Raw genomic sequence first — 21,540 nt, 5'->3', positions numbered from 1 at the left:
AGCGCTTTGGCGATCGCTCTCATCGGTTCACCTTGTTTATACAGACGGTAGAGTTCAATGCGCTCGGCTAAGGTAAGTTGTTCATATCGGGTTCCCATGGCAACACCTTATACGGGTGTTGCACTTGTTTCGTGAATTCAGGGTATCCAGTTTTCGTGCAAGGAACCACCAGCAGTCGCCATCCGAGGGGGGCTGGATTCCCGCCGCCGCGGGAATGACATGGGTTGGATTTGTTCAGCTAACTTCAGACTCATGACACTCGAGTTTGTTGAAAAAGCCGCAACGTGTCATTGCGAGGAGGGTTTTTTTGCGACGATGTAATCTCTTGACGGTTTTGAGCTTTTCAACAAACCACTAGACTTTGCGCTCGACGGCTGCGGGCAACTGGCTGATGCGCAGCATCTCGTCGGTGTTCAACACGCCGGCATCGTTGAGATATGCGATCAGCATCGGCGTCGCATCGAATCCCCAGAACAGATCATTGCCGGCGGCGAAAGTCGGCACGCCGAACACGCCGGCCGCTTTCGCATCCTCGCCGTTCTGCCTCAACCTGTCCTTGACGCTTTGTTGCGCGATCCGGCCTTCGGCATCGTGGACGCCCAAGGCTTTGGTCAACGCCTGCCAGTTTTCGGGCTCGTCCGGCAATCGGCCCTGTTGCCAGATGAAACGGAAAATCGCGCGAACCGCGCCGATATCATTACCGAGAGCGATCGCCAGCCGCAGCGCGCGCACCGGATTGAACGGATGGGCAGGAGGAAAGCGCAACGGAATGCCGGCCTGGTCGGCCTGCCATTGCACGTGTTTGTAGGTGAATTCGCGCTTGTGCGGAATCTCGGCCGGTCCGCGCTGGTTCAGATGCTTGAGCAGGGCGCCGAACAGGATAGGCTTGAGCGTGACTTCTGTGCCCGCCGGCAGCCGGTCGAAGCGTTCCAGCTGCAGATACGAAAACGGCGAGACGAAATCGAAATACCAATCGAGTTTCATATTGCTACGATTTCATAAAACAAAATTTTCGATAATGCGCGCGAGGTGCCCGGGTTGATCGTGGTGCAGCATGTGGCCGGCATCGTCGATTGCGACTTCGGTGAAATTGCGGAACGCCTGCTGGCGCCGCGCGAACTCCTCGCGCGATTCCTTGAGCCAGTTGTGGATCCACGAATCGTTGCCGGCAACCCACAACACCGGCGCCGTCACCCGCTTCCAGCACGACATCGCTTCGTCGATCCGGTACAGAACCGGGTTGATCGTTTTGTGGCGCGGATCGCTGTTGGCAACGATTTCGCCGCTCGGCAACTGTTTGGCCCAGAAGCGCGCCAGAAACAGCGCCTTGTCATCGGGTAGCCGCGGATTATTCCGCTGCAGCCGCTCGGCGATCTGTTCGAACGAGGTATACGGCTTGAAGCGCGGCGGACTGGTCAATTCAGTGAGCCATTCACTGTAGCGTTCCGGCGCGGATTCGGCCGCCATGCGCGGGATGCCGAATCCCTCGAGCGATACGACCGCGCCGACGCGCTGCGGGCGTATTCCGGCGTACAGACAGGCGACGTTGCCGCCCATGCTGTGACCGACCAGGCGCACCTCGCCTTCGGGCTGGAACAGCGTCAAGAGCGCATCGAGATCGGCGATATAGTCGGCGAACCAGTAGCCGTAGTCCGACCATTCGGTGTAGCCGAAACCGCGCCAGTCCGGCGCCACGACGTACCAGTCGCGCGCGAACTCATCGACCAGGAACTGGAACGAAATCGACGTATCCATCCAACCGTGCAGGAGAAAAAGCCGCGCGTGCGAGGGATCACCCCAGGTTCGCACGTGATAGCTCAAACTGCGGATGTCCGGGTAATGCGAGTGGCTGTTTTTCATGTTGGTTAGCCTGGCGCGTCCTAACTCGGAGCCGCCATTATAAACCACGTCTTTTGAGCGAGCCGGGCAGCGCCCGTCGACGACGAGGCCGCAAAGTGCCGGCTCGGAACTGCCAGGGACGAGCCGATCCGGTTCATCTTGCGTCGGCTAATGTTAAAATCGCTGCTGCGCCTGTCCCCGATTTCGCGTCGAACTCCCTTTGCCTACACTGCCCGCCGCAACCCGCATGTTTGTCCCGGCTTCATCCGCTCCACCAGCTTTCGTCCATCTGCGCCTGCACAGCGAGTACTCGATCGTCGACGGCATCGTTCGCCTCGACGACGCGATTGCCGCGGCTGTCGCCGACCGCATGCCGGCGCTGGCGCTGACCGATCTCAACAATCTGTTCGGCATGGTCAAGTTTTACCGCGCCGCGCAAAGCGCCGGGATCAAGCCAATCATTGGCTGCGATGTCTGGATCGACAACGAAGACGATCGCGATAAACCCAGCCGGCTGCTGCTGTTGTGCCGGTCGCGCGGCGGCTACCTGTTTCTATGCGATGTATTGAGCCGTGCTTACCGCGGCAACCGTTTTCGCGGTCGCGCGCTGCTCCGCAAATCGTGGCTCGCCGAGGCCTGCGCCGACGGGCTGATCGCGTTGTCCGGCGCTGAGCTCGGCGATGTCGGCATGGCGTTGCTGGGCGGCGACGCCAAGGGTGCGCAATCGCGTGCGGCCGAGTGGGCGGCGCTGTTCCCGAGGCGCTTTTATATCGAGGTGCAGCGCGCTTCACCGCAGGCCATCGCTTGTACGCAAGCCGCGCTGCGTATCGCATCGGCGCTGCGACTACCGGTGGTCGCGACGCACCCGATCCAGTTTTTGTCCGCGGACGATTTCCGCGCCCATGAGGCGCGAGTCTGCATCGCCGATGCGCGCGTGCTGGCGGATCGCCGCCGGCCCAAAAATTTTACCGAACAACAATATTTCAAAAGCCAGGCCGGGATGGCCGTGCTGTTTGCCGATATTCCGCAGGCGCTCGAAAACAGCGTCGAAATCGCCAAGCGCTGCAATTTTTCGCTTGAACTCGGAAAGACCCGGCTGCCGCAATTCCCTGTGCCGGCAGGGGTCGGGCTCGATGCGTACCTGCGCGACCAGGCCGAAACCGGGCTGGCGGCGCGCCTTGCCGCGCTCTATCCGGACGAACCCGAACGCGCCCTGCAACTGCCGCGCTATCGCGTACGCCTCGCGTTCGAACTCGACATCATCGTGCAAATGGGCTTTTCCGGGTATTTCCTGATCGTTGCCGATTTCATCAACTGGGCGAAGCGCAACGACATTCCGGTCGGCCCCGGACGCGGTTCGGGCGCCGGTTCCCTGGTCGCCTACAGCCTCAACATCACCGATCTCGATCCGCTCGAATACGATCTGCTGTTCGAACGTTTCCTGAATCCGGAACGCGTATCGATGCCGGATTTCGACATCGATTTTTGCATGGATGGCCGCGAGCGCGTGATCGATTACGTCAAGCAGAAATTCGGTGCCGACAGCGTTTCGCAAATTGCGACGTTCGGCACGATGGCGGCCAAGGCCGTCGTCCGCGATGTCGCGCGCGTGCTCGATCTGCCGTACAGCTTCGGCGATCAGCTCGCCAAGCTGATTCCGTTCGCGCCCGGACGCGTCGTCACATTGCGCAAGCGCACCGATCCAAAAGACGACAAGACGATTTACGCGCGCGAAGCGGAACCGGCGATCGAGGAGCGCGAAAAGGAAGAAGAGGAAGTCGCCGAGTTGCTGCAGCTTGCCGAAAAGCTCGAAGGCGTGGCCCGCAATGTCGGTATGCACGCTGGCGGCGTGCTGATCGCGCCGGGCAAGCTGTCGGATTTTTGCCCGCTGTATTGCGCCGATTCCGAGGATAGCGCGGTCAGCCAGTTCGACATGGAAGATGTGGAGAAAATCGGGCTGGTGAAGTTCGATTTTCTGGGATTGCGCACGCTGACGATTCTGGATTGGGCGGTGAAATTCATCCGGGAACAAAGCGGCGAACCGGGGACAGGGAACAAGGAAAAGCAATCCGCGAACCGCGAACGGCAAACGGAAAATCCCTCCTATCCCCCTTCAAACGGAGGCGACGCGCAAGCGGCGGGGGTGTTTGCTTCTGAATCCAATTCTCTTAAGCCGCATTTCGACTTGAACACCATCCCGCTCGACGACGCGCCGACCTATCAACTGATCGCCGCCGGCAACACCGCCGCGGTGTTCCAGCTCGAATCGCGCGGGATGCGCGATATGCTGAAGCAGGCGCGGCCCGACCGTTTCGAGGACATCATCGCGCTGGTCGCGTTGTATCGGCCGGGACCGATGGATCTGATTCCGACATTCTGCCGACGCAAGCATGGCCAGGAGGCGGTCGAATATCTCGATCCGCAAGTTGCGCCGATGCTGAGCCCGATCCTGGGTCCGACCTACGGCGTTTGCGTTTACCAGGAGCAGGTGATGCAGATCGCGCAGGTCATCGGCGGCTACAGCCTCGGCGGCGCCGATTTGCTGCGCCGCGCGATGGGCAAAAAGAAACTCGAAGAAATGGTCATGCACCGCGAAATTTTTTCCGCTGGTGCGCAGAAAAATGGCGTAGCGGTACGAACTGCCGAAAAGATTTTCGATTTTATCGAAAAATTCGCCGGCTACGGTTTCAACAAATCACACGCCGCCGCCTACGCGCTGATCGCCTACCAGACCGCCTACCTGAAAAAGCATTATCCGGCCGCGTTCATGGCCGCGACCTTATCGTCCGATATGGACGATACCGAAAAGGTGCACGGCTTTTACGAAGATTGCGTCGCCAACGGCGTGCGGATTTTGCCGCCCGACATACACGCGAGCGCCTGCCGTTTCAGGCCGGTCGGCCCGGCACAGATCCGCTACGGCCTGGGTGCGATCAAGGGTACTGGCGAATCGGCGATTGCCAGCATTATCAAGGCGCGCGAGGAGGACGGCGCGTTCCGCGATCTGTTCGATTTCTGCCGGCGCGTCGACAAGCGCATCGTCAATCGCCGCGTCGTCGAATCGTTGATCCGCGCCGGCGCATTTGACAGCTTGACCGATCATCGCGCCGCCCTGCTTGCCGCTGTCGGCATCGCAATGGATTCGGCCGAACAATTGCATCGGCACAAAAGCCAGAACAGCCTGTTTGGGGCGCTGGCCGACGACATCGAAGCCGCCACTTTGCCGGTAGTGCCGCGCTGGCCCGCCAACATCCGCCTGCAAAACGAAAAACTCGCGCTCGGCTTTTATTTGAGCGGCCATCCTTTCCACGCCTACGCCGATGATCTGAAGGGGTTCGTGCGCACCGGGCTAGACAAATTGCCGGGGAAAAATCAAACGACCCTGCTCGCCGGCATCGTCGACAGCATCCGTATCCTGCAGACGCGCCGCGGGCGCATGGCGGCGATAACCCTGGACGACGGCGCGGCGCGGGTCGAGATGACCGTGTTCAACGAGCTGTTCGACGCCTGCCGGACGCTGCTCAAGGAGGACCAGTTGCTGATCGCCGAGGTGGAAGTGCGTCCGCGCAAGCGCGATCCTCTGGCCGAAAACGCGGGGGGCGGGGGCGCGGAGGATAGGGGCGCGGAGGACAGGCGCATTACCGCGATCCAGCTCTACAATCTTGCCGCGGCGCGCACCGCTTTTGCAAAAGCGCTGCGCCTGAAATGCAACGGCTCGTCGAACGGGCGGCAACTGATGGAATTGCTGTCGCCGTATCGGCGCGGCACGACGGCTGCAACGCATGCGGCGAACGCCAGCAGCGGCGCTGATCGGAGTAATAGCGGCAACAGCGCCGCTCGTTCGAACGGAGGCGGCGCGAATGGACGTGGCGGCAGCGCGTTTCGCGGCAGCGGAACCACTCGCCAGCCGGCGCGGGCTTGTCCAGTCGCAGTGACTTATAGCAATGGCCGCGCAATCTGCGAAGTCGAACTGGGGGACGAGTGGCGCGTGGATTTGCACGACAACCTGCTGCAGGCGCTGAATGACGCCTTGCAGCGCGAGAATGTCACTATTGTTTATTAAAGGCAGGGGATAGGTATTCGAGGCGAAGAGTGCCGAGGCTTAACGGGCTGTTGAAAAACTACTGCGCTTGCCAATACTTCGTTACTCAGGGCCTCAAAATGCTCATGTATTCCCATATACATTCCGCTTTCTCGGCCCTTCGCGCCTCGTCTTGGCTGCGCTGGCTACGTTTTTCAACAGCCTGTTAAAGCCTGCGCTTGCTCAAAGTGGCATGTCTGTCCCTGAGAAGCGAATGACGTTACCGTTCGTAGCTCATGCGAATCACAACTCGTAATCCGAGCCGCCGCCGCGCATCGCTTTCTCGACCGTCGCGCGGGCGAGGTGCGGGGCGAACAGCTCGATGAAATCGTACAGATAGCCGCGCAGATAGCTGCCTTTGCGCAGGCCGATGCGCGTCGTGCTCGATTCGAACAAATGGCTGGCGTCGAGAAACCGTAAATCCCGGTCGCGTGCGGCGTCGAAGGCCATTTGTTCGAGAATGCCGACGCCGAGGCCGAGGCCGACATAGGTTTTGATGATGTCCGAATCGATTGCGGTCAACACGACGGTTGGCTTTAGCCTGCGCGTTTCGAACGCGCGGTTTATCTTGGATGCCCCGGTGAATGCGAACTCGTAGGTGATGATCGGATACCTGGCGATGGCTTCCAGGGTCAATCGGCGCTCGTTGACGAGCGGATGGTCGAAACGCGCCACGACCGCGCGATTCCACTGATAGCACGGCAGGATAACGAGGTCGGCGAGCTGCTCCATCGCCTCGGTCGCGATGACGATGTCGGCTTCGCCCGATGCGGCTTGCGCCGCAATTTGCGCCGGATTGCCCTGGCGCAAGCTCAGGCGTACTTTCGGGTAGCGTTCCGTGAAGCGCTGAATCACCGGCGGCAACACGTAGCGTGCCTGGGTATGCGTCGTTGCGATGGTTAGATTGCCGCTGTCTTCTTCGGTGAATTCGCGTCCGACACTCGTCAGATTTTCGGCATCCTTCAAAATTCGCTCGGCAATCTGTAAAATCTCGCGTCCCGGCGCGGTGATATCCGTGACCCGCTTGCCGTTGCGCACGAAAATGTCCACGCCGAGCTCATCTTCGAGCAGGCGGATCTGTTTGCTGATCCCTGGTTGAGAAGTGTGCAAAGCCTGCGCGGCTTGCGAAACGTTGAGTCCGCAACGCGCGACTTCGTGGATATAGCGGAGCTGTTGCAGTTTCATCAGTTTTTATAACGTCGTATATAATATTCAGTTATAACATCGTAGCACAATATTCTTTTGCAATCTAACCAGCGCTTGTTACACTCGGCGCCTCGTTATTCGAGCGGGCGATTTTCGTCGCGATTTACGTTTATTGAGTTGTGTGTTGTAAGGAGTTAGCGATGGGCAGCCTGAAAGACCTGACCAACCTCGAAGAGCTCAATCAATTCGAGCGCGCGGTCAACGATTATCTGAATCTGCAAATGGATGCCGATCGTTTCACGGCGGCGCGTTTGCAGCAGGGGGTTTATGGGCAGCGCCAGGAAGGCGTAAATATGGTCCGCATCAAGCTTCCGGGCGGGCGCCTGGACGCGCCGCAATTACGCGCGATATCCGACATCCTCGAACAATATTCGCAGCACGATGTCGTCCACATCACGACGCGCCAGGACATTCAGGCGCACTACGTGCCGCTCGAGCACACGCCGGCCGTGCTGCGCCGTCTCGCCAGCGCCGGGCTGACCACGCGCGAAGCTTGCGGCAATACCATCCGCAATGTGACGTCGTGCGCGCTGTCCGGCGTTTGTCCGCGCGAGCACGTCGACGTCAACACCCACCTCGACGGCGCTGTCGCGCACTTCCTGCGCAATCCGCTGACGCAGCAAATGCCGCGCAAATTCAAGATCAGCTTCTCCGCCTGCGAGGCCGATTGCGCGCAGGGCCTGATGCACGATCTCGGCGTTGTCGCCGTCAAAAATGGCGACCGTTTCGGCTTCAAGGTGATGGCCGGCGGCGGCCTCGGACACAAGCCGCACGAGGCGATCATCGTCGAGGAGTTTGTCGAGGAGCGCGATTTGCTGCTGGTGATGGAGGCGATCATCGCGATGCACAACAAATATTCGGATCGCGTGAAACGCGCGAAAGCGCGCATCAAGTTCCTGGTCGATCGTTTCGGCGCCGAAGGTTTCCTCGAAAAATACCGCGAGGAATTCGCGCGCACCAAAGCCGCGCTGGCGATTCAGGAATATCCGCAGGGCGAATGGCGGCAGGGCGCGGACGGCGAGATTCCCGGGCCCGGGGCGCCGCGCAAGGTCTTCGCGCAAAGGCAGCCCGACCTCTGCGTGGTGCCGATCTCGGTTCCCATGGGCAACCTGAACGTCGCGCAGTTGCGCGGCCTGGCGGCGCTTATGGACGAGCGCGGTTTCGACCAGATCCGGGTGACCCAGGATCAGAACATGATGCTGGCCAATATCGCCGAGGCCGACGTTGCCGGCCTGACCGCGCAACTGGAAAAAATCGGCTTCGGGTTGCCGAAAGCCGGCGACGATGTGGTCGCCTGCCCCGGCACCTCGACTTGCCGCCTCGGCATCACTTCGAGCACGGTCATCGGTCCGAGACTCGATGGCGGCGCCGCCGATCTGCGCGTCCGCGTATCCGGATGTCATAACGGCTGCGCGCAACCGGAAACCGGCGACATCGGCATTTATGGAGAAGGCCGCCGCCTGCACGGCAAGCTGGTGCCGCATTACCAGATGTATTTCGGCGGCGACGGCATGGGCGGCGGACACGTCGCACTGAAAGGTCCGTCGGTTCCGTCGGCGCGCATCGAAGTCGCCATCGAGCGCGTAAAAGCCGCGCATCTGGCGAATCGAAATGGCGACGAACGCTTCTTCGTCTGGGCGCGGCGCCTGGGTCAGGATTATTTCAAGCAGTTGCTCGCCGATCTGGTCGAGGTGCGGCCTGAAGAAGTCGAAAGTGTTCTGCGCGACCACGGCTATGCATCGGACTTCAAAGTGTTGCAGCTCGGCGGCGGCGAATGCGCGGGCGCAAGCCAGGTGCAGATCGGTTCGGCTTTCTTCGATGCCGCGCACGAGCGCGAGTATCGCGATGCGCTGAAGTTTCAGCGCAAGTTTGGCGAAGCGGCGAAATGCGCCGAGGCGATCACGCGTCTGATCGGGCAGGGAGTCAGTCTGCTCGTCGGCGGCGAGAAAATCGAGGATCTGGCCGGGCAAGCCGAAGAACTGCGCCGCGCACTATCGGCAGGCGCGGCTGTCCAGAATGAAGCGGACGATGTGCTGCTCGCGGACAAGCTTGCCCAGTTCGCCGCCGAGTTGGCGCGTCCCGCCGAAGAACTAAACGACGCGGGACTGACGGCGCTATTCCGCCAGATCGATGATTGGACGCAGGCCGCCGCCGAATTTAGCGTGCGGCGCGATCGTCAGCTCGATTTGAGCGGCGCGTTGCCGAAAAAACGTCCGGTCGTTATGCAGCGGCCGCAATCGCAACTGAGCCCGGTTTGATCTCATCGTGAGCGCTGTCGTTGAAAACACCGTGGTCGCAAACACCGTGGTCGATACTACCGTGAGCGAAAAATATTTGCCCGGCAGGGTCGAGGCTGCAATCGATCTGACCGGGAAAGTCGCGCGCGCGCAAGTCTTGCTCGGCGCCATCGCGGCGGATTACGCGCCGGCGGTTTTCGCCAACAGCTTCGGCGCTGAAGACATGGTGCTGACCGATCTGATCGCGAAGGATTTCCCCGGCATCGAGATATTCAGCCTGGACACCGGCCGCCTGCCCGAGGAAACCTACAAGCTAATGCAGGAAGTCGGCGAGCGCTACGGCATCCGGCCGCGCGTTTATTTTCCGCACGCAGAAACCGTGGAAAGCTACGCGCGCGAGCACGGCCCGAACGCGTTCTTCAATAGCCTGGCGCTGCGTAAAGCGTGCTGCCATATGCGCAAGGTCGAACCGCTGCGCCGCGCTTTGGCCGGCAAGCGCGCCTGGATTACCGGCTTGCGCCGCGCGCAGGCCGTCACTCGTGGGGATCTGCTGGAATCCGAATTCGACGCCGATCATGGCATGCAGAAATTCAATCCGCTCGCCGATTGGAGCGAACGCGAAATCTGGGCCTACATCCGCGAGTACCAGGTGCCGTACAACGCGCTGCATGATCGCGGTTATCCGAGCATCGGCTGTGCGCCGTGCACACGCGCGATCACGCCAGGCGAAGACATCCGCGCCGGCCGCTGGTGGTGGGAAGATGCGCAGGGCAAGGAATGCGGCCTGCATCCGAAGGCCGACCCGGAATTGAACAACTGACGCCGGATGAAAAACAAAAGGTGAAAGCGATGGAGACAGAAACGCTCGATTTGCCGCAACGAGCCCAGGAGATCGCATCGCCGCCGCGCGAGCATGAGCACGAGGTGCGGCAGCGGCAAACGGACAAGCGTCGCCCGGTCAGCCATCTCGATGCGCTCGAATCGGAGTCTATCCATATCCTGCGCGAAGTCGCTGCCGAATGTAAAAATCCGGCGCTGCTGTTTTCCGGCGGCAAGGATTCGATCGTGCTATTGCGGCTTGCTGAAAAAGCATTTCGTCCCGGCCGCTTTCCGTCTCCGTTGCTACACATCGATACCGGCCACAACTTTCCGGAAGTGATCGAGTTTCGCGATCGCCGCGCGGCGCAGTTGAATGAGAGGCTCATCGTGCGCAGCCTGGACGATTCGATTGCGAAAGGCAGGATTACGGTGAAATCCGAAACGCAAAGCCGCAACGCATTCCAGTCTGTCACCCTGCTCGATGCGATCGCCGAATTGCAGCTCGACGCCTGCATCGGCGGCGCGCGCCGCGATGAGGAGAAAGCGCGCGCCAAGGAACGCATTTTTTCGTTCCGGGATGACTTCGGCCAGTGGGATCCGAAAAATCAGCGCCCCGAACTGTGGGATTTGTACAACACGCGCGTGAACGCCGGCGAAAACATTCGGGTGTTCCCGATCAGCAACTGGACCGAGCTCGACATCTGGGAATATATCGCACGCGAGCAACTCGAAATTCCGGATATTTATTTCGCGCACCAGCGCGATGTGATCAAGCGCGGCAACGGCTGGCTGCCGGTGTCGCATCTGGTGCAGCCGCAGGACGGCGAGACGGTCAGGGATCTGCAGGTGCGCTTTCGCACTGTCGGCGACATGACTTGCACATGCCCGGTCGAGTCGGCGGCGACGACCTTGCGCGACATCATCACCGAAACGGCAACCTCGCGCATCACGGAGCGGGGCGCTACGCGCATGGACGATCAAACGTCGGAAGCATCGATGGAGTTGCGCAAGAAAGAAGGATATTTCTAGGTTCGACAAAAGGCGCGGTGTTGCGAACGCAATGAAGTTGACAAATTTTCCTGGTAAAGGCGCTGTGGAGTAGACATGTCAGCAATCGAAAACATCACCTTCGAAAACGCCGAGTTGCTGCGCTTCATTACCTGCGGCAGCGTCGATGACGGCAAGAGCACGCTGATCGGACGGCTGCTCTATGATTCGAAATCGATATTCGAGGATCAACTGTCGTCGATCGAAACCAGTACAAGGCGGCGCGGCATGAGCGGCATCGATTTGTCGCTGTTGACCGATGGCCTGCAGGCCGAACGCGAGCAGGGCATCACTATCGACGTCGCCTACCGTTATTTCGCGACGCCCAGGCGTAAATTCATCATCGCCGATACGCCGGGCCATGAGCAGTACACGCGCAATATGGTGACGGGCGCGTCGACCGCGAATCTGGCGATCGTGCTGATCGATGCGCGCAAGGGCGTGCTCAGCCAATCGCGTCGCCACGCCTATCTCGCCAGCCTGGTCGGCATTCCGCATCTGATCGTCGCGGTCAACAAAATGGATCTCGTCGAGTATTCGGAAACCGTATTCCAGTTCGTGCGCGACGAATTCGAATATTTCGCGATGGGCCTCGATTTGCCGAACATCAGCTACATTCCGATTTCCGCGTTGCAGGGCGACATGGTCGTCGCGCGCAATGACCGCATGCCCTGGTATCGCGGCGAAACCCTGCTCGAAATGCTCGAAACGACAGAAATCACCGACGACATCAACACGGAGGATTTTCGCTTTCCGGTACAACTGGTCTGCAAACCAAACAGCGCGACTTTGCCCGATTTTCGCGGCTACATGGGGCGCATCGAATCGGGCGACATTCGCGTTGGCGACGACGTGACCGTGCTGCCTTCCGGCCAGCGTTCGCGGATCAAGGAAATCGTCACGTTCGACGGCAAACTCGACCGTGCCGACGCTCCGCAGTCGGTAACGCTGACGATAGCCGATCACATCGATATTTCGCGCGGCGATATGCTGGTCAAGACCAGTGATGCGCCGCCTGCGGCCAAAGAGTTCGACGCGATGCTTTGCTGGCTGGGCGAACAGCCGCTCGATTTGTCGCGCCGCTACCTGATCAAGCACACCACCAAAAGCGTGCGCGCAATAGTGAGCCGACTCGACTACCAGGTCGATATCCATACCTTGTCGAACACCCCGGCCAAAACCCTGGCAATGAATGATATCGGCCGGGTTTCGATCAAAGTGCAACAGCCGCTGATGTGCGATAGCTACAAACGCAATCGCGCCACCGGCGGCTTCATCGTGATCGACGAGGCGAGCAACAATACCGTCGCTGCCGGAATGATCGCCGATTTTGCCCACTCTCCAGCCGGGAGAAAGCTGGGTGAGAGACGCCTGTGACCAGTCAGGGAAAAGTCTATCTGATAGGCGCAGGCCCGGGCGCCGCGGATCTGATCACCCTGCGCGGTGCGCGGCTGCTGGCGCAAGCGGATGTCGTTTTTTACGATGCGCTGGTGCACGCGGATACGCTCGCGCTGGCCGCGAACGCGAGCAAAGTCGCGGTCGGCAAACGCTGCGGCCGGGTTTCTACCGATCAGCGTTTCATCAATCGCCAGTTGGTCGAAGCGGCGCACAAATATGCGATTGTCGTGCGGCTGAAAGGCGGTGATCCGCTGCTGTTCGGGCGCGCGCAGGAAGAAATCGCCGCGCTCGAGCTAGCCGGTGTCGAATACGAAATCGTTCCAGGCGTGACCTCGGCGCTGGCCGCGCATGCCGAATTGGGCGTGTCGCTGACGCAACGCGGCGTTGCGCGCAGCGTGGTCTTCGCGACCCCTCGCATCGGGCCCGACCAAAGGGCAAGCGATTGGGCGGCCAGCGTTTGCGCGGCGGATACCGCTGTGCTCTACATGGCAGCCGGGCAGGGCGCGCAGATCAGCGAGGCGCTGCAGGCTGCGGGAATGCACGCGGCCACGCCGGTCGCTATTGTGGAAAACGCTACCTTGAGCAACGCACGGCAAATTTTTACAACCCTCGAAGGTTTGCACGATATCGACGACTGGCAGATCGGCGGTCCGGCATTGGTCTGTCTCGGCGAGGTGTACGCAAACCGGCTGCGTGCGGCAGAAACCGCAGCACAATCCGCGCAAGCAGCGGCGACGAATATTCCTGGATTTCCGGCCCGCAAAGTGTCCGGCGGCTGACGCAAGGCTCGCACGTTTGCTTTCCGCGAAGTCAGTCGACTTCCACCTGGATTGAACCGGCGAATTCCTCTGATCCTGCTTGCGCTATTGGCGTCGGCCAGCTTTACCGCGATCGCGCTGGACACGGTTTATGGCGGCCCGCTGAGCGACATGGAAACCGCGTTCGCGACCGCAATCGACTATCGCGCGTACCCGCAGCTGACATCGCTGATGCTGGTCGTCACGCATCTCGGCGGCAATGCTTTCGTCAGCGTGATCGCCGCAATCGCGATCTTGATAGCGCTGCAACGGCAGCGACGACATCGCGCGATTTTTCTGTCCATCGCGGTCTATGGCGGCTTGTTGCTGAACGCCGGATTGAAGCAACTGTTCCAGCGCGCCCGTCCGCTGTTCGAGAATCCCGTGCTGGTGCTCGAAACCTACAGTTTTCCCAGCGGTCACGCCATGGCGGCGACCATGCTTTACGGCAGCCTCGCCGTTGTCTGCATCGCCAGCTTGCGTTCAGCGACAGCGCGGGGCGCGACGGTTACGGCAGCCGCGCTGCTGATTCTGATAACCTGCATGAGCCGCGTCTATCTCGGCGTACATCACTTGAGCGATGTGCTGGGCGGCGTGACGGAAGGCGTGGTATGGCTAATCGTCTGCTACTGCATTGCGCATTTTCCTGCGCGTCGTCCATGCGGATTGCCGATGCCTGACAGGAAATAGTTGTCACGGCGATCGCGCCGAGACCGCGTTGCCACGTGTACTGAATAGAAGTCAGCCTCGCCATGACTGTCCTCGACTATTGGGAGCTTGCGAGCTATATCGTCACCGTGATCGGTCTGCCGTTCGCGATCACGATCTTCGTCTACCAGCAGCGGCGCGAGCGCGATAACGAGGAAGAAGAGGAGTATCAGTTGCTGGCGAATGCTTACAATGAATTTCTGAAAGTGGTATTGAGCAATACCGATTTGCACCTGCGTTCCAACACGCCGACACCTGATCTCAGCGCCGAGGAGGAGGAGCGCATGCTGGTCGTATTCGACATGCTGATATCGCTATTCGAGCGCGCCTATCTGGTCGCCTATGCGCCGGTCATGTCGCCTGCCAAAAAAAGGCGCTGGAATTCCTGGGAGGACTATATGCTGGAGTGGTGCCGGCGCGACGCTTTCGCGATCCGTTTGCCGGAGCTTCTGCGCGGCGAGGACGAAGAATTCGCCGCCTATATTCGCGCGCTCGCGGGGCGGGTCAAAGAGGTCGATAACGAGCAGTTGCGCACGCCATCGTCGATTTGAACAGGCTCGACAACCAACCTCCGATCAAGTCGTCAACCTCGATCAATTGTCATTTCCCGCGAGCGCGGGAATCCAGAGGTTTTTCACCATCGGACTCCTGGATTCCCGCGTTCGCGGGAAATGACAAAGATGGGTTATTCAGAGGCTCCTGGCCGATTCGCTTCCGATAGCGCCGTAAAGCTGTTCTACTTGAGATTGCCCTTCGGGACGGTTCCGTCGGCCAAACCCTTGAAATAGGCGTGGATGGCATCGATGTTCTTGACGGCTCGCTCGTTCGATTTGTAAGGCGGCATGCCGCGGCCGGCATTGCCTTCGAGTGAGAGCCGTTTAAACGATTCGGCATCGCGCTCTTTCACAGAGGTCAACAGCGAAGGTTCGCCATGACAGCGCGCGCAGTCGAGCGCACGAACGACAGCGCGCGCAGTCGAGCGCACGAACGGTGCGCCACGCTTCCACCATTTTTTCGTCGACCTTGCCCTTTCCGGCGGCAGCCTCCTCTCTGCGGCATGGGCGCAAGGCAACATCAGCGCGGAGGAAAGCGCCAGTGCGGGTACAGCCAGTAAGGCGGATTTGATCGATCCGGGAGTATTTTTCATGGCGTTCTCCATCTGTTGAATTTCGACACGCGTGCTGGCTGCGAAGTTCATGGCGCGTCGCGATCACCTTGCACAGCGCTGGATTATTCCGGAAGTAACCAAGTAAAATCCGGTATTTCCGTTATGCAAATCGTTCGCGAGATTCCCGCCAGCGCCGCCAGCCCCATCGCGCTGACCATCGGCAATTTCGACGGTGTTCATCTCGGCCATCAGGCGATGCTGGCGCGCCTGAAACAGGCGGCGGACGCGCGCGGAATTACACCCTGCGCGATGATTTTCGAGCCCCATCCGCGGGAATATTTCTCGCCCAACGATGCGCCTGCGCGCCTGACCAGCCTGCGCGAAAAAATTACCCTGCTGTCCCATTACGGTGTGCGGCGTGTTTATATCTGCCGCTTCGATCGCAGCCTTGCGCAAATGAGCGCTGAAGACTTTATCGCCGATGCGCTGCTGCGGATGGCGACGAAATGGGTGCTTGTCGGCGAAGATTTCCGTTTCGGCGCGCGTCGCAGCGGTGATCTCGCGCAACTTCAGGCAGCCGCGATCCGGCACGGATTCGAGGTCGCGCCCATGCCGTCGATCGCCGTTGATGGCTTGCGCGTATCGAGCAGCGACATCCGGCAGGCATTGGCTGATGGCGAACTGACCCGTGCCGCCGCGCTGCTCGGCAGGCATTACAGCATCTGCGGCCGCGTCGTCCATGGCGACAAGCTCGGCGCCAGGATCGGCTATCCGACGGCGAACATCGAGCTGAAACGAAACAAGCCCGCGCTCTCCGGCATCTTCGCCATCGAAGTCGACGGAATCGGTACCGAACGCTGTCCCGGTGTCGCCAGTCTCGGCGTGCGCCCCACCATCAAGACGGGCGCCGCGCCGTTACTCGAAGTCCATCTGTTCGGCAGCAACGATTTGTACGGGAATCTGTACGGCAAGCGCCTTACCGTGCATTTCCTGCACAAGCTGCGTGACGAGGAACACTTCGCCGATCTCGATGCCTTGACGCGGCAAATCGGGCTCGACGTGAAAAACGCCCAAGCGTGGTTTTCGCACGCGGCTGCCTGACGCGGCATCCCGATAAATCCCGACAACCACACGCATGGCCGATTATAAAAAAACCCTGAACCTCCCCGACACCTCGTTTCCGATGCGCGGCGATCTCGCCCGCCGCGAACCTGCCATGCTCGAGCAATGGCGGAAGCAAAAGCTGTATCAACGCATACGCGAAGTTTGTGCAGGTCGCCCATTATTCATCCTGCACGATGGTCCTCCCTATGCGAATGGCGATATTCACATCGGCCACGCAGTCAATAAAATCCTCAAGGACATCATCGTAAAAAGCCGGACGCTGTCGGGTTACGACGCGCCCTATTTGCCAGGCTGGGATTGCCACGGCCTGCCGATCGAACTCCAGGTCGAAAAGGCGCACGGAATTAACATTCCGGCCGAACAGTTCCGCAAGCTGTGCCGCGAATTCGCCGCGACCCAGGTCGCGCGCCAGAAAGCCGATTTCATCCGCCTTGGCGTGTTCGGCGATTGGGAGCAGCCCTATCTGACCATGGCTTTTCAGACCGAGGCCGGCATCATTCGCGCGCTCGGCAGAATTCGCCAGAACGGCTATCTGTATCAGGGCCGGAAGCCGGTCAACTGGTGCATCGATTGCGGTTCGGCATTGGCTGAGGCCGAGGTCGAGTACGAAGACAAGGTTTCGCCGGCGATCGATGTCGGATTCAGATTCAGTGAACCGGACAAGCTCGCCGACGCATTTGGCATAGCCGGGCCAGAGCGCCAGGTTTACGCGGTGATCTGGACCACCACACCGTGGACGCTGCCGGCCAATCAGGCCGTTAGCATTCATCCCGATTTCCAGTACACGCTGATCGAGACCGAAAAAGGCGTGTTGCTGCTCGCCGCGGAATTGGCCGAAACATGTCTCGCGCGCTTCGGCCTGAGCCCGATCCGCACGCTCGGAACGCGCCGCGGTCGGGTGCTTGAAAACCTGAAACTGCAGCATCCTTTTTACGCGCGCGAGGTGCCCATCGTCTGCGGCGAGCACGTCACGCTGGAGGCCGGCACCGGCCTCGTGCACACCGCGCCGGCGCATGGTCTCGACGATTATGTCGTCGGTCTCCGCTACCAGTTGCCGGTCGAAAATCCGGTCGGCGATGACGGCAAGTTTTTGCCGGCTATTCCGCTCGTCGGTGGTCTGTCGGTCTGGAAAGCAAACGACTTGATCGTCGCGGAACTCGAAAATAGCGGGGCGCTGATCCATCAGGAAAAATTAAAGCACAGCTACCCGCATTGCTGGCGCCACAAAACGCCAATCATCTCTCGCGCGACCCGGCAATGGTTCATTGCGATGGACGATCCTGCGAGAACTACGGATGCGGACGAAACGCCGGCGAACGAGGCGCGGCGGGCAGCGCAAAATGCATGGCCGACCGCTCTTCGCAGCACTGCGCTCGACGCCATAAAAGATACCGGGTTCTATCCGGATTGGGGTTGCGCGCGTCTGCAGGCGATGATCAAAAATCGCCCCGACTGGTGCGTATCGCGTCAGCGCGACTGGGGCGTGCCTATGGCGTTTTTCTTGCACCGGGAGAGCGGCGAACCGCACCCGCGCAGCGACGAATTGCTCGAACAGGTTGCCGAACGAGTCGAGCAGCAAGGCATCGAGGCGTGGTTTGCGCTCGATCCGGCCGAACTGCTCGGAAGCGATGCGAGTTCGTACCGCAAACTCAACGATACGCTCGACGTCTGGTTCGATTCGGGCACCACGCACGCTACCGTGTTGCGCGGGCAGGACGCGGAAAGCGTTGGCCTGCGCTACCCGGCCGATTTGTATCTGGAGGGCTCCGACCAGCATCGCGGCTGGTTTCAGTCGTCATTGCTGACCGGCTGCGCGATCGATGGCCGGGCGCCGTACAAAGGGCTGCTGACGCACGGTTTCGTCGTCGATGGCAGCGGCCACAAAATGAGCAAGTCGCGCGGCAATGTGATCGCGCCGCAGAAGGTTTCGGATACGCTTGGCGCCGACATTCTGCGGCTGTGGGTCGCCGCCACCGATTATTCCGCGGAATTGTCGATCTCAGACGAAATTCTGAAGCGCGTGGTCGAGAGTTATCGGCGCATTCGCAACACGCTGCGTTTTCTGCTCGCCAACGTTTCCGATTTCGATGCGGCGCGCGATGTGCCGCCGGTTGAACAATGGCTGGAAATCGACCGCTATGCGATCGTCATGACAGCTGATTTGCAGTCGGCACTTGCCGGCAGTGTCGATGCCGGCGCAGCGCAATCAGGCGGACACTACGGCCGCTATGAATTCCATCAGGTCGTGCAGAAGCTCCAGCAGTTTTGTTCCGAGGATCTCGGCGGCTTCTATCTGGATATTCTGAAAGATCGCCTGTACACGGCCGGCGCCGATTCCGCCGCGCGGCGGTCGGCGCAAAACGCCTTGCACCACATCGCCCAATGTCTGGTGCGACTGCTGGCGCCGATATTGAGTTTCACGGCGGAAGAAGCATGGCAGGTGTTGAATCGCGATGCCGACAGTAGCGTATTCCTGTCGACCTGGTACGAGTTGCCTGCCCTTGCCGTTGACGACGCCGCTTCCGCTGCCGACGCCGATCGCTTGCGCGCCCGCTGGAGCAAATTGCGCATGCTGCGTTCGGATGTGCAAAGGCAACTCGAGGCCCTGCGTGTCGCCGGTCAGATCGGATCATCGCTGGCCGGCGAGGTCGTGCTGCATGCGGATGCCGGAGAAAGCGATGTCTTGCGATCGTTTGGCGACGATCTGCGCTTCGTGTTTATTACGTCGGCCGCTACCGTCGCAGCTGCATCATCAGAATCCGCCGGCGCGACCGCGAGCAGCATTCCGGGAATCAGCATCGCGGTGGTTGCGAGCCCGCATCCGAAATGCGAGCGCTGCTGGCATTACCGCGCGGACGTCGGCGCTGATCCCGCGCATCCGCAAATCTGCGGGCGCTGCGTGGCCAACCTGTTCGGCGCCGGGGAGCCGCGTAGTCATGCGTAAATTGCTGCCGTGGCTCGGTCTCGCAGCGCTGGTGATCGTGCTCGACCAATGGTCGAAACTCGCCATCACGCTATCGTTGACGTTCGGCGACCGCGTCGTCCTCACGCCGTTTTTCGATCTCGTGCTGACCTACAACACGGGCGCGGCGTTCTCGTTCCTGAGCAACGCCTCGGGCTGGCAGCGCGAATTTTTTATCGCGATTGCCCTGCTCGCATCGATCTGGATTCTTTATATGCTGTACCGGCATGCCGGCAGCATGCTGATGAATATGGCGCTGGCTCTCGTCCTCGGCGGCGCCATCGGCAATGTCATAGACCGCTTCCGCTTCGGCGCCGTCGTCGATTTCCTGCATTTTCATATCGCGGAATATTCGTGGCCGGCGTTCAATGTCGCCGATTCGGCGATAACCGTCGGCGCGGTATTGCTGATCTGGGATAGTTTTCGGCCCGGTAGCCGGACTGCTGCCGCGAATGAAAAGCCGCGCGGCAGCGCGTAAACGGACGTCATTCCAACGCATGGGGCAAAGGTATACCGACTGTGCTGTTGGAAGGAAGGCAATGATCTCGGTTTGACGTAAAGACCAGCGATGCATCGTCTACATGTCAATCAAGCACCTTGAGGAATGTCTCGCTAAGGAGCTGAAGGCGATAACTTGACGGGCAGTTCGACGCAATGTTGAAGAGTGCACCGCTCGAGTCTCAGTCGCGTTAAGTATTTGATTTGTATAGAATGCAACCCAGCGACTGACTTTCTAACCAAAGTAGCCGTCGTCCGATTACCTCTAACCTTTCCATCGAGCGGCCATGGAGGTTGCATCGGTTTCGTTGACACTTTCACCTAACGATGAGAGTGCTCAATGGGTACACCAGGACCACAGAAGATCAACAGATATGGTAGAGCAGCAATACAGGCGCCTGCAGCAGGACCATGATCTCTTAAAAAAGCTATCCGGTTTGCCTGCGATCGAAAGCAGAAGTCTTTGCCTTCATCGCGGCAAACCGGCAAGCTCATTCGGTCAGATGATGTGCACGCTGTACGGTGTGACCCGCGGCCGCTTCTACGCCTGGCAAAGCCGCAACCCCGATCAAAGAAAGCATTGTGAACCGTCTCTCCGTCGGGCGGCAAAGCTACTCGGAGATAGCGGTTTTCCATTTCCGGTACGATCGTCCAACGCCGGATGTCGCCATCGGTTTGGACGAATTCACGAAAGGGTGATTCGATCGCTCGTTCAATCCATCTTCCCGAATTAAGACTCGGTCGGGCCGCGTTCGTACCGCCGAGAAATAGCGCGTGAATTTCACCACGCCAATCCAGCCTCTTGGTTGTAGCGCTCAACCATGCGTGGCTTCTTCGAGCACCTCGGTCGCCCATTGATTGAGGCTTTTGCCTGCAGCCTGAGCTGCAACCAGGGCCGCACCATGAATTTCCGGCGGTACGCGGAGCATGAGCTTGCCAGACGCGGGCTTCTCGGGGCGAACCCCTTGTTCCTTGCAGTCGAGCAAGAACTCTTCGATGGCTTTCACGAACGCGGCACGCAGACCCTTCACGGTTTCACCATGAAAGCTGATCATAGTGTGCAGCCCAAGAACGCGACCGACAAAGATGTTGTCGCGTTCGTCGAACTCGATTCGGGCGGTATACCCCTTGTGACTCATGGTGTTCATGGCTTGACCCCTACACGTTCCAGCAGTTCGCGAGCCTCCTCGACCTGGTAGCGCCTGGCTTCCTTGCCTGGGTGAGGGCGGTGACAGTGCCACTGCTCACCCTGGAGAGAAATCCTGACGCGCGAGCCTTCGCGCTCCGTGATCGAGCCACCTAAAGCAACAACCAGCGCTTCGATGTCAGAGAAGACAACTGACGGCGACGTTGGTCGGGCAAAGATGGTTTGAAGCGTCTTTCGGTGCTTGGCATTCACTGGGCTAGATGCTAGCGCGTTCCGCTAGCAAGTGCAAGCATGAAGTGATAGCACCGAAGTGGGAATCACTCGCCGCAATATCCGTTTTCGCGAAACCACGTCACGGCGTCGATCAATGCTTCATCGGCTGGTCGCGGCGCATAGCCGAGTTCGCGGCGCGCTTTGTCGATCGAAAAAAACATCGTTTTCTTCGACAGCCGTACGCCGTCAACCGTTACCAGCGGCTCCCGGCGACTGATGCGCGCCCATGCTTCGGTCATATAAGCGATCGGCAGAATCGCGTTGTGCGGCAGGCGGATGCGCGGCGGTTTCTGAC

At 59.9% G+C, this 21,540-nt stretch carries 19 protein-coding genes; 11 read left to right on the top strand and 8 right to left on the bottom strand.

Annotation, left to right across the window (positions count from 1 at the left end):
• From H0V78_08210 to H0V78_08200, 3 genes are all read right to left on the bottom strand, one after another.
• Window positions 1-98, bottom strand: a 98-nt coding sequence (locus H0V78_08210; GenBank protein MBA2351762.1) for a helix-turn-helix domain-containing protein, incomplete at its 3' end; no start/stop codon positions are given.
• 256 nt (window positions 99-354) lie between these two features.
• On the bottom strand, window positions 355-984 hold the full coding sequence (locus H0V78_08205; GenBank protein ID MBA2351761.1) for a 2-hydroxychromene-2-carboxylate isomerase: 630 nt from the start codon (window positions 982-984) through the stop codon (window positions 355-357).
• Between the two features lie 12 nt (window positions 985-996).
• Entirely contained in the window at window positions 997-1,860 is an 864-nt protein-coding gene (locus tag H0V78_08200; protein MBA2351760.1) for an alpha/beta hydrolase, read from the bottom strand.
• A gap of 226 nt (window positions 1,861-2,086) precedes the next feature.
• On the opposite strand from H0V78_08200, the gene dnaE reads away from it, so the two are divergent.
• Window positions 2,087-5,902 carry a DNA polymerase III subunit alpha gene (gene dnaE / locus H0V78_08195; GenBank protein MBA2351759.1) on the top strand — a complete coding sequence of 1,272 codons (3,816 nt, stop codon included), beginning with the start codon at window positions 2,087-2,089 and terminating at the stop codon, window positions 5,900-5,902.
• A gap of 261 nt (window positions 5,903-6,163) precedes the next feature.
• On the opposite strand, the gene cysB is transcribed toward dnaE, so the two are convergent.
• Entirely contained in the window at window positions 6,164-7,105 is a 942-nt protein-coding gene (cysB, locus tag H0V78_08190; protein ID MBA2351758.1) for an HTH-type transcriptional regulator CysB, read from the bottom strand.
• A 161-nt stretch (window positions 7,106-7,266) separates the two neighbouring features.
• On the opposite strand from cysB, the gene H0V78_08185 reads away from it, so the two are divergent.
• The 7 genes from H0V78_08185 to H0V78_08155 all read left to right on the top strand — a co-directional run bounded on the left by H0V78_08185 (window position 7,267) and on the right by H0V78_08155 (window position 14,683).
• Window positions 7,267-9,384: a nitrite/sulfite reductase gene (locus H0V78_08185; GenBank protein MBA2351757.1), complete on the top strand. Its 2,118-nt coding sequence runs from the start codon at window positions 7,267-7,269 to the stop codon at window positions 9,382-9,384.
• Between the two features lie 100 nt (window positions 9,385-9,484).
• Complete coding sequence (locus H0V78_08180) at window positions 9,485-10,183, top strand: phosphoadenylyl-sulfate reductase (protein ID MBA2351756.1); 699 nt, start codon at window positions 9,485-9,487, stop codon at window positions 10,181-10,183.
• A 29-nt stretch (window positions 10,184-10,212) separates the two neighbouring features.
• Entirely contained in the window at window positions 10,213-11,211 is a 999-nt protein-coding gene (gene cysD / locus H0V78_08175) for a sulfate adenylyltransferase subunit CysD (GenBank protein MBA2351755.1), read from the top strand.
• Between the two features lie 75 nt (window positions 11,212-11,286).
• A complete protein-coding gene (cysN, locus tag H0V78_08170; GenBank protein ID MBA2351754.1) occupies window positions 11,287-12,606 on the top strand; it encodes a sulfate adenylyltransferase subunit CysN in 1,320 nt (439 codons plus the stop codon).
• Window positions 12,603-13,406, top strand: coding sequence for a uroporphyrinogen-III C-methyltransferase (cobA, locus tag H0V78_08165; GenBank protein MBA2351753.1), 804 nt, complete (start codon window positions 12,603-12,605; stop codon window positions 13,404-13,406). Before cysN ends, cobA begins: the two co-directional genes overlap by 4 nt.
• Before the next feature lie 51 nt (window positions 13,407-13,457).
• Window positions 13,458-14,114, top strand: a complete 657-nt coding sequence (locus H0V78_08160; GenBank protein MBA2351752.1) for a phosphatase PAP2 family protein — start codon at window positions 13,458-13,460, stop codon at window positions 14,112-14,114.
• A gap of 62 nt (window positions 14,115-14,176) precedes the next feature.
• Complete coding sequence (locus tag H0V78_08155) at window positions 14,177-14,683, top strand: hypothetical protein (GenBank protein ID MBA2351751.1); 507 nt, start codon at window positions 14,177-14,179, stop codon at window positions 14,681-14,683.
• A 185-nt stretch (window positions 14,684-14,868) separates the two neighbouring features.
• Here H0V78_08155 and H0V78_08150 read toward each other — a convergent pair whose 3' ends face one another.
• Window positions 14,869-15,279, bottom strand: a complete 411-nt coding sequence (locus H0V78_08150) for a hypothetical protein (protein MBA2351750.1) — start codon at window positions 15,277-15,279, stop codon at window positions 14,869-14,871.
• 123 nt (window positions 15,280-15,402) lie between these two features.
• On the opposite strand from H0V78_08150, the gene H0V78_08145 reads away from it, so the two are divergent.
• From H0V78_08145 to H0V78_08135, 3 genes are read left to right on the top strand one after another with little or no spacing between them, the layout of a single operon-like run.
• The gene (locus H0V78_08145) at window positions 15,403-16,341 is read left to right on the top strand and encodes a bifunctional riboflavin kinase/FAD synthetase (protein ID MBA2351749.1); all 939 of its coding nucleotides are present in this window, start codon (window positions 15,403-15,405) and stop codon (window positions 16,339-16,341) included.
• 34 nt (window positions 16,342-16,375) lie between these two features.
• The gene (gene ileS / locus H0V78_08140; protein ID MBA2351748.1) at window positions 16,376-19,309 is read left to right on the top strand and encodes an isoleucine--tRNA ligase; all 2,934 of its coding nucleotides are present in this window, start codon (window positions 16,376-16,378) and stop codon (window positions 19,307-19,309) included.
• On the top strand, window positions 19,302-19,805 hold the full coding sequence (locus tag H0V78_08135; protein ID MBA2351747.1) for a lipoprotein signal peptidase: 504 nt from the start codon (window positions 19,302-19,304) through the stop codon (window positions 19,803-19,805). The genes ileS and H0V78_08135 overlap by 8 nt, the downstream gene beginning before the upstream one ends.
• Window positions 19,806-20,640: 835 nt before the next feature.
• On the opposite strand, the gene H0V78_08130 is transcribed toward H0V78_08135, so the two are convergent.
• From H0V78_08130 to H0V78_08120, 3 genes are all read right to left on the bottom strand, one after another.
• Complete coding sequence (locus tag H0V78_08130) at window positions 20,641-20,973, bottom strand: type II toxin-antitoxin system HicB family antitoxin (protein MBA2351746.1); 333 nt, start codon at window positions 20,971-20,973, stop codon at window positions 20,641-20,643.
• The gene (locus H0V78_08125; protein ID MBA2351745.1) at window positions 20,970-21,224 is read right to left on the bottom strand and encodes a type II toxin-antitoxin system HicA family toxin; all 255 of its coding nucleotides are present in this window, start codon (window positions 21,222-21,224) and stop codon (window positions 20,970-20,972) included. The genes H0V78_08130 and H0V78_08125 overlap by 4 nt, the downstream gene beginning before the upstream one ends.
• A 65-nt stretch (window positions 21,225-21,289) precedes the next feature.
• On the bottom strand, window positions 21,290-21,540 hold a 251-nt coding region (locus H0V78_08120; protein ID MBA2351744.1), incomplete at its 5' end, for an NAD-dependent dehydratase.

Source organism: Burkholderiales bacterium (assembly GCA_013695435.1).
Lineage (GTDB): Bacteria > Pseudomonadota > Gammaproteobacteria > Burkholderiales > JACMKV01 > JACMKV01.
The sequence above is the reverse complement of the archived record's forward strand: the minus strand, read 5'-3'. Positions and strand labels throughout refer to the sequence as shown.

Bases quoted from the DNA above. Each gene is read 5' to 3' on its own strand.
- H0V78_08205 (MBA2351761.1), bottom strand. From the start codon at position 984: ATGAAACTCGATTGGTATTTCGATTTCGTCTCGCCGTTTTCGTATCTG.
- H0V78_08200 (MBA2351760.1), bottom strand. From the start codon at position 1,860: ATGAAAAACAGCCACTCGCATTACCCGGACATCCGCAGTTTGAGCTAT.
- dnaE (MBA2351759.1), top strand. From the start codon at position 2,087: ATGTTTGTCCCGGCTTCATCCGCTCCACCAGCTTTCGTCCATCTGCGC.
- cysB (MBA2351758.1), bottom strand. From the start codon at position 7,105: ATGAAACTGCAACAGCTCCGCTATATCCACGAAGTCGCGCGTTGCGGA.
- H0V78_08185 (MBA2351757.1), top strand. From the start codon at position 7,267: ATGGGCAGCCTGAAAGACCTGACCAACCTCGAAGAGCTCAATCAATTC.
- cysD (MBA2351755.1), top strand. From the start codon at position 10,213: ATGGAGACAGAAACGCTCGATTTGCCGCAACGAGCCCAGGAGATCGCA.
- cysN (MBA2351754.1), top strand. From the start codon at position 11,287: ATGTCAGCAATCGAAAACATCACCTTCGAAAACGCCGAGTTGCTGCGC.
- H0V78_08155 (MBA2351751.1), top strand. From the start codon at position 14,177: ATGACTGTCCTCGACTATTGGGAGCTTGCGAGCTATATCGTCACCGTG.
- H0V78_08150 (MBA2351750.1), bottom strand. From the start codon at position 15,279: ATGAAAAATACTCCCGGATCGATCAAATCCGCCTTACTGGCTGTACCC.
- H0V78_08145 (MBA2351749.1), top strand. From the start codon at position 15,403: ATGCAAATCGTTCGCGAGATTCCCGCCAGCGCCGCCAGCCCCATCGCG.
- ileS (MBA2351748.1), top strand. From the start codon at position 16,376: ATGGCCGATTATAAAAAAACCCTGAACCTCCCCGACACCTCGTTTCCG.
- H0V78_08135 (MBA2351747.1), top strand. From the start codon at position 19,302: ATGCGTAAATTGCTGCCGTGGCTCGGTCTCGCAGCGCTGGTGATCGTG.
- H0V78_08130 (MBA2351746.1), bottom strand. From the start codon at position 20,973: ATGAACACCATGAGTCACAAGGGGTATACCGCCCGAATCGAGTTCGAC.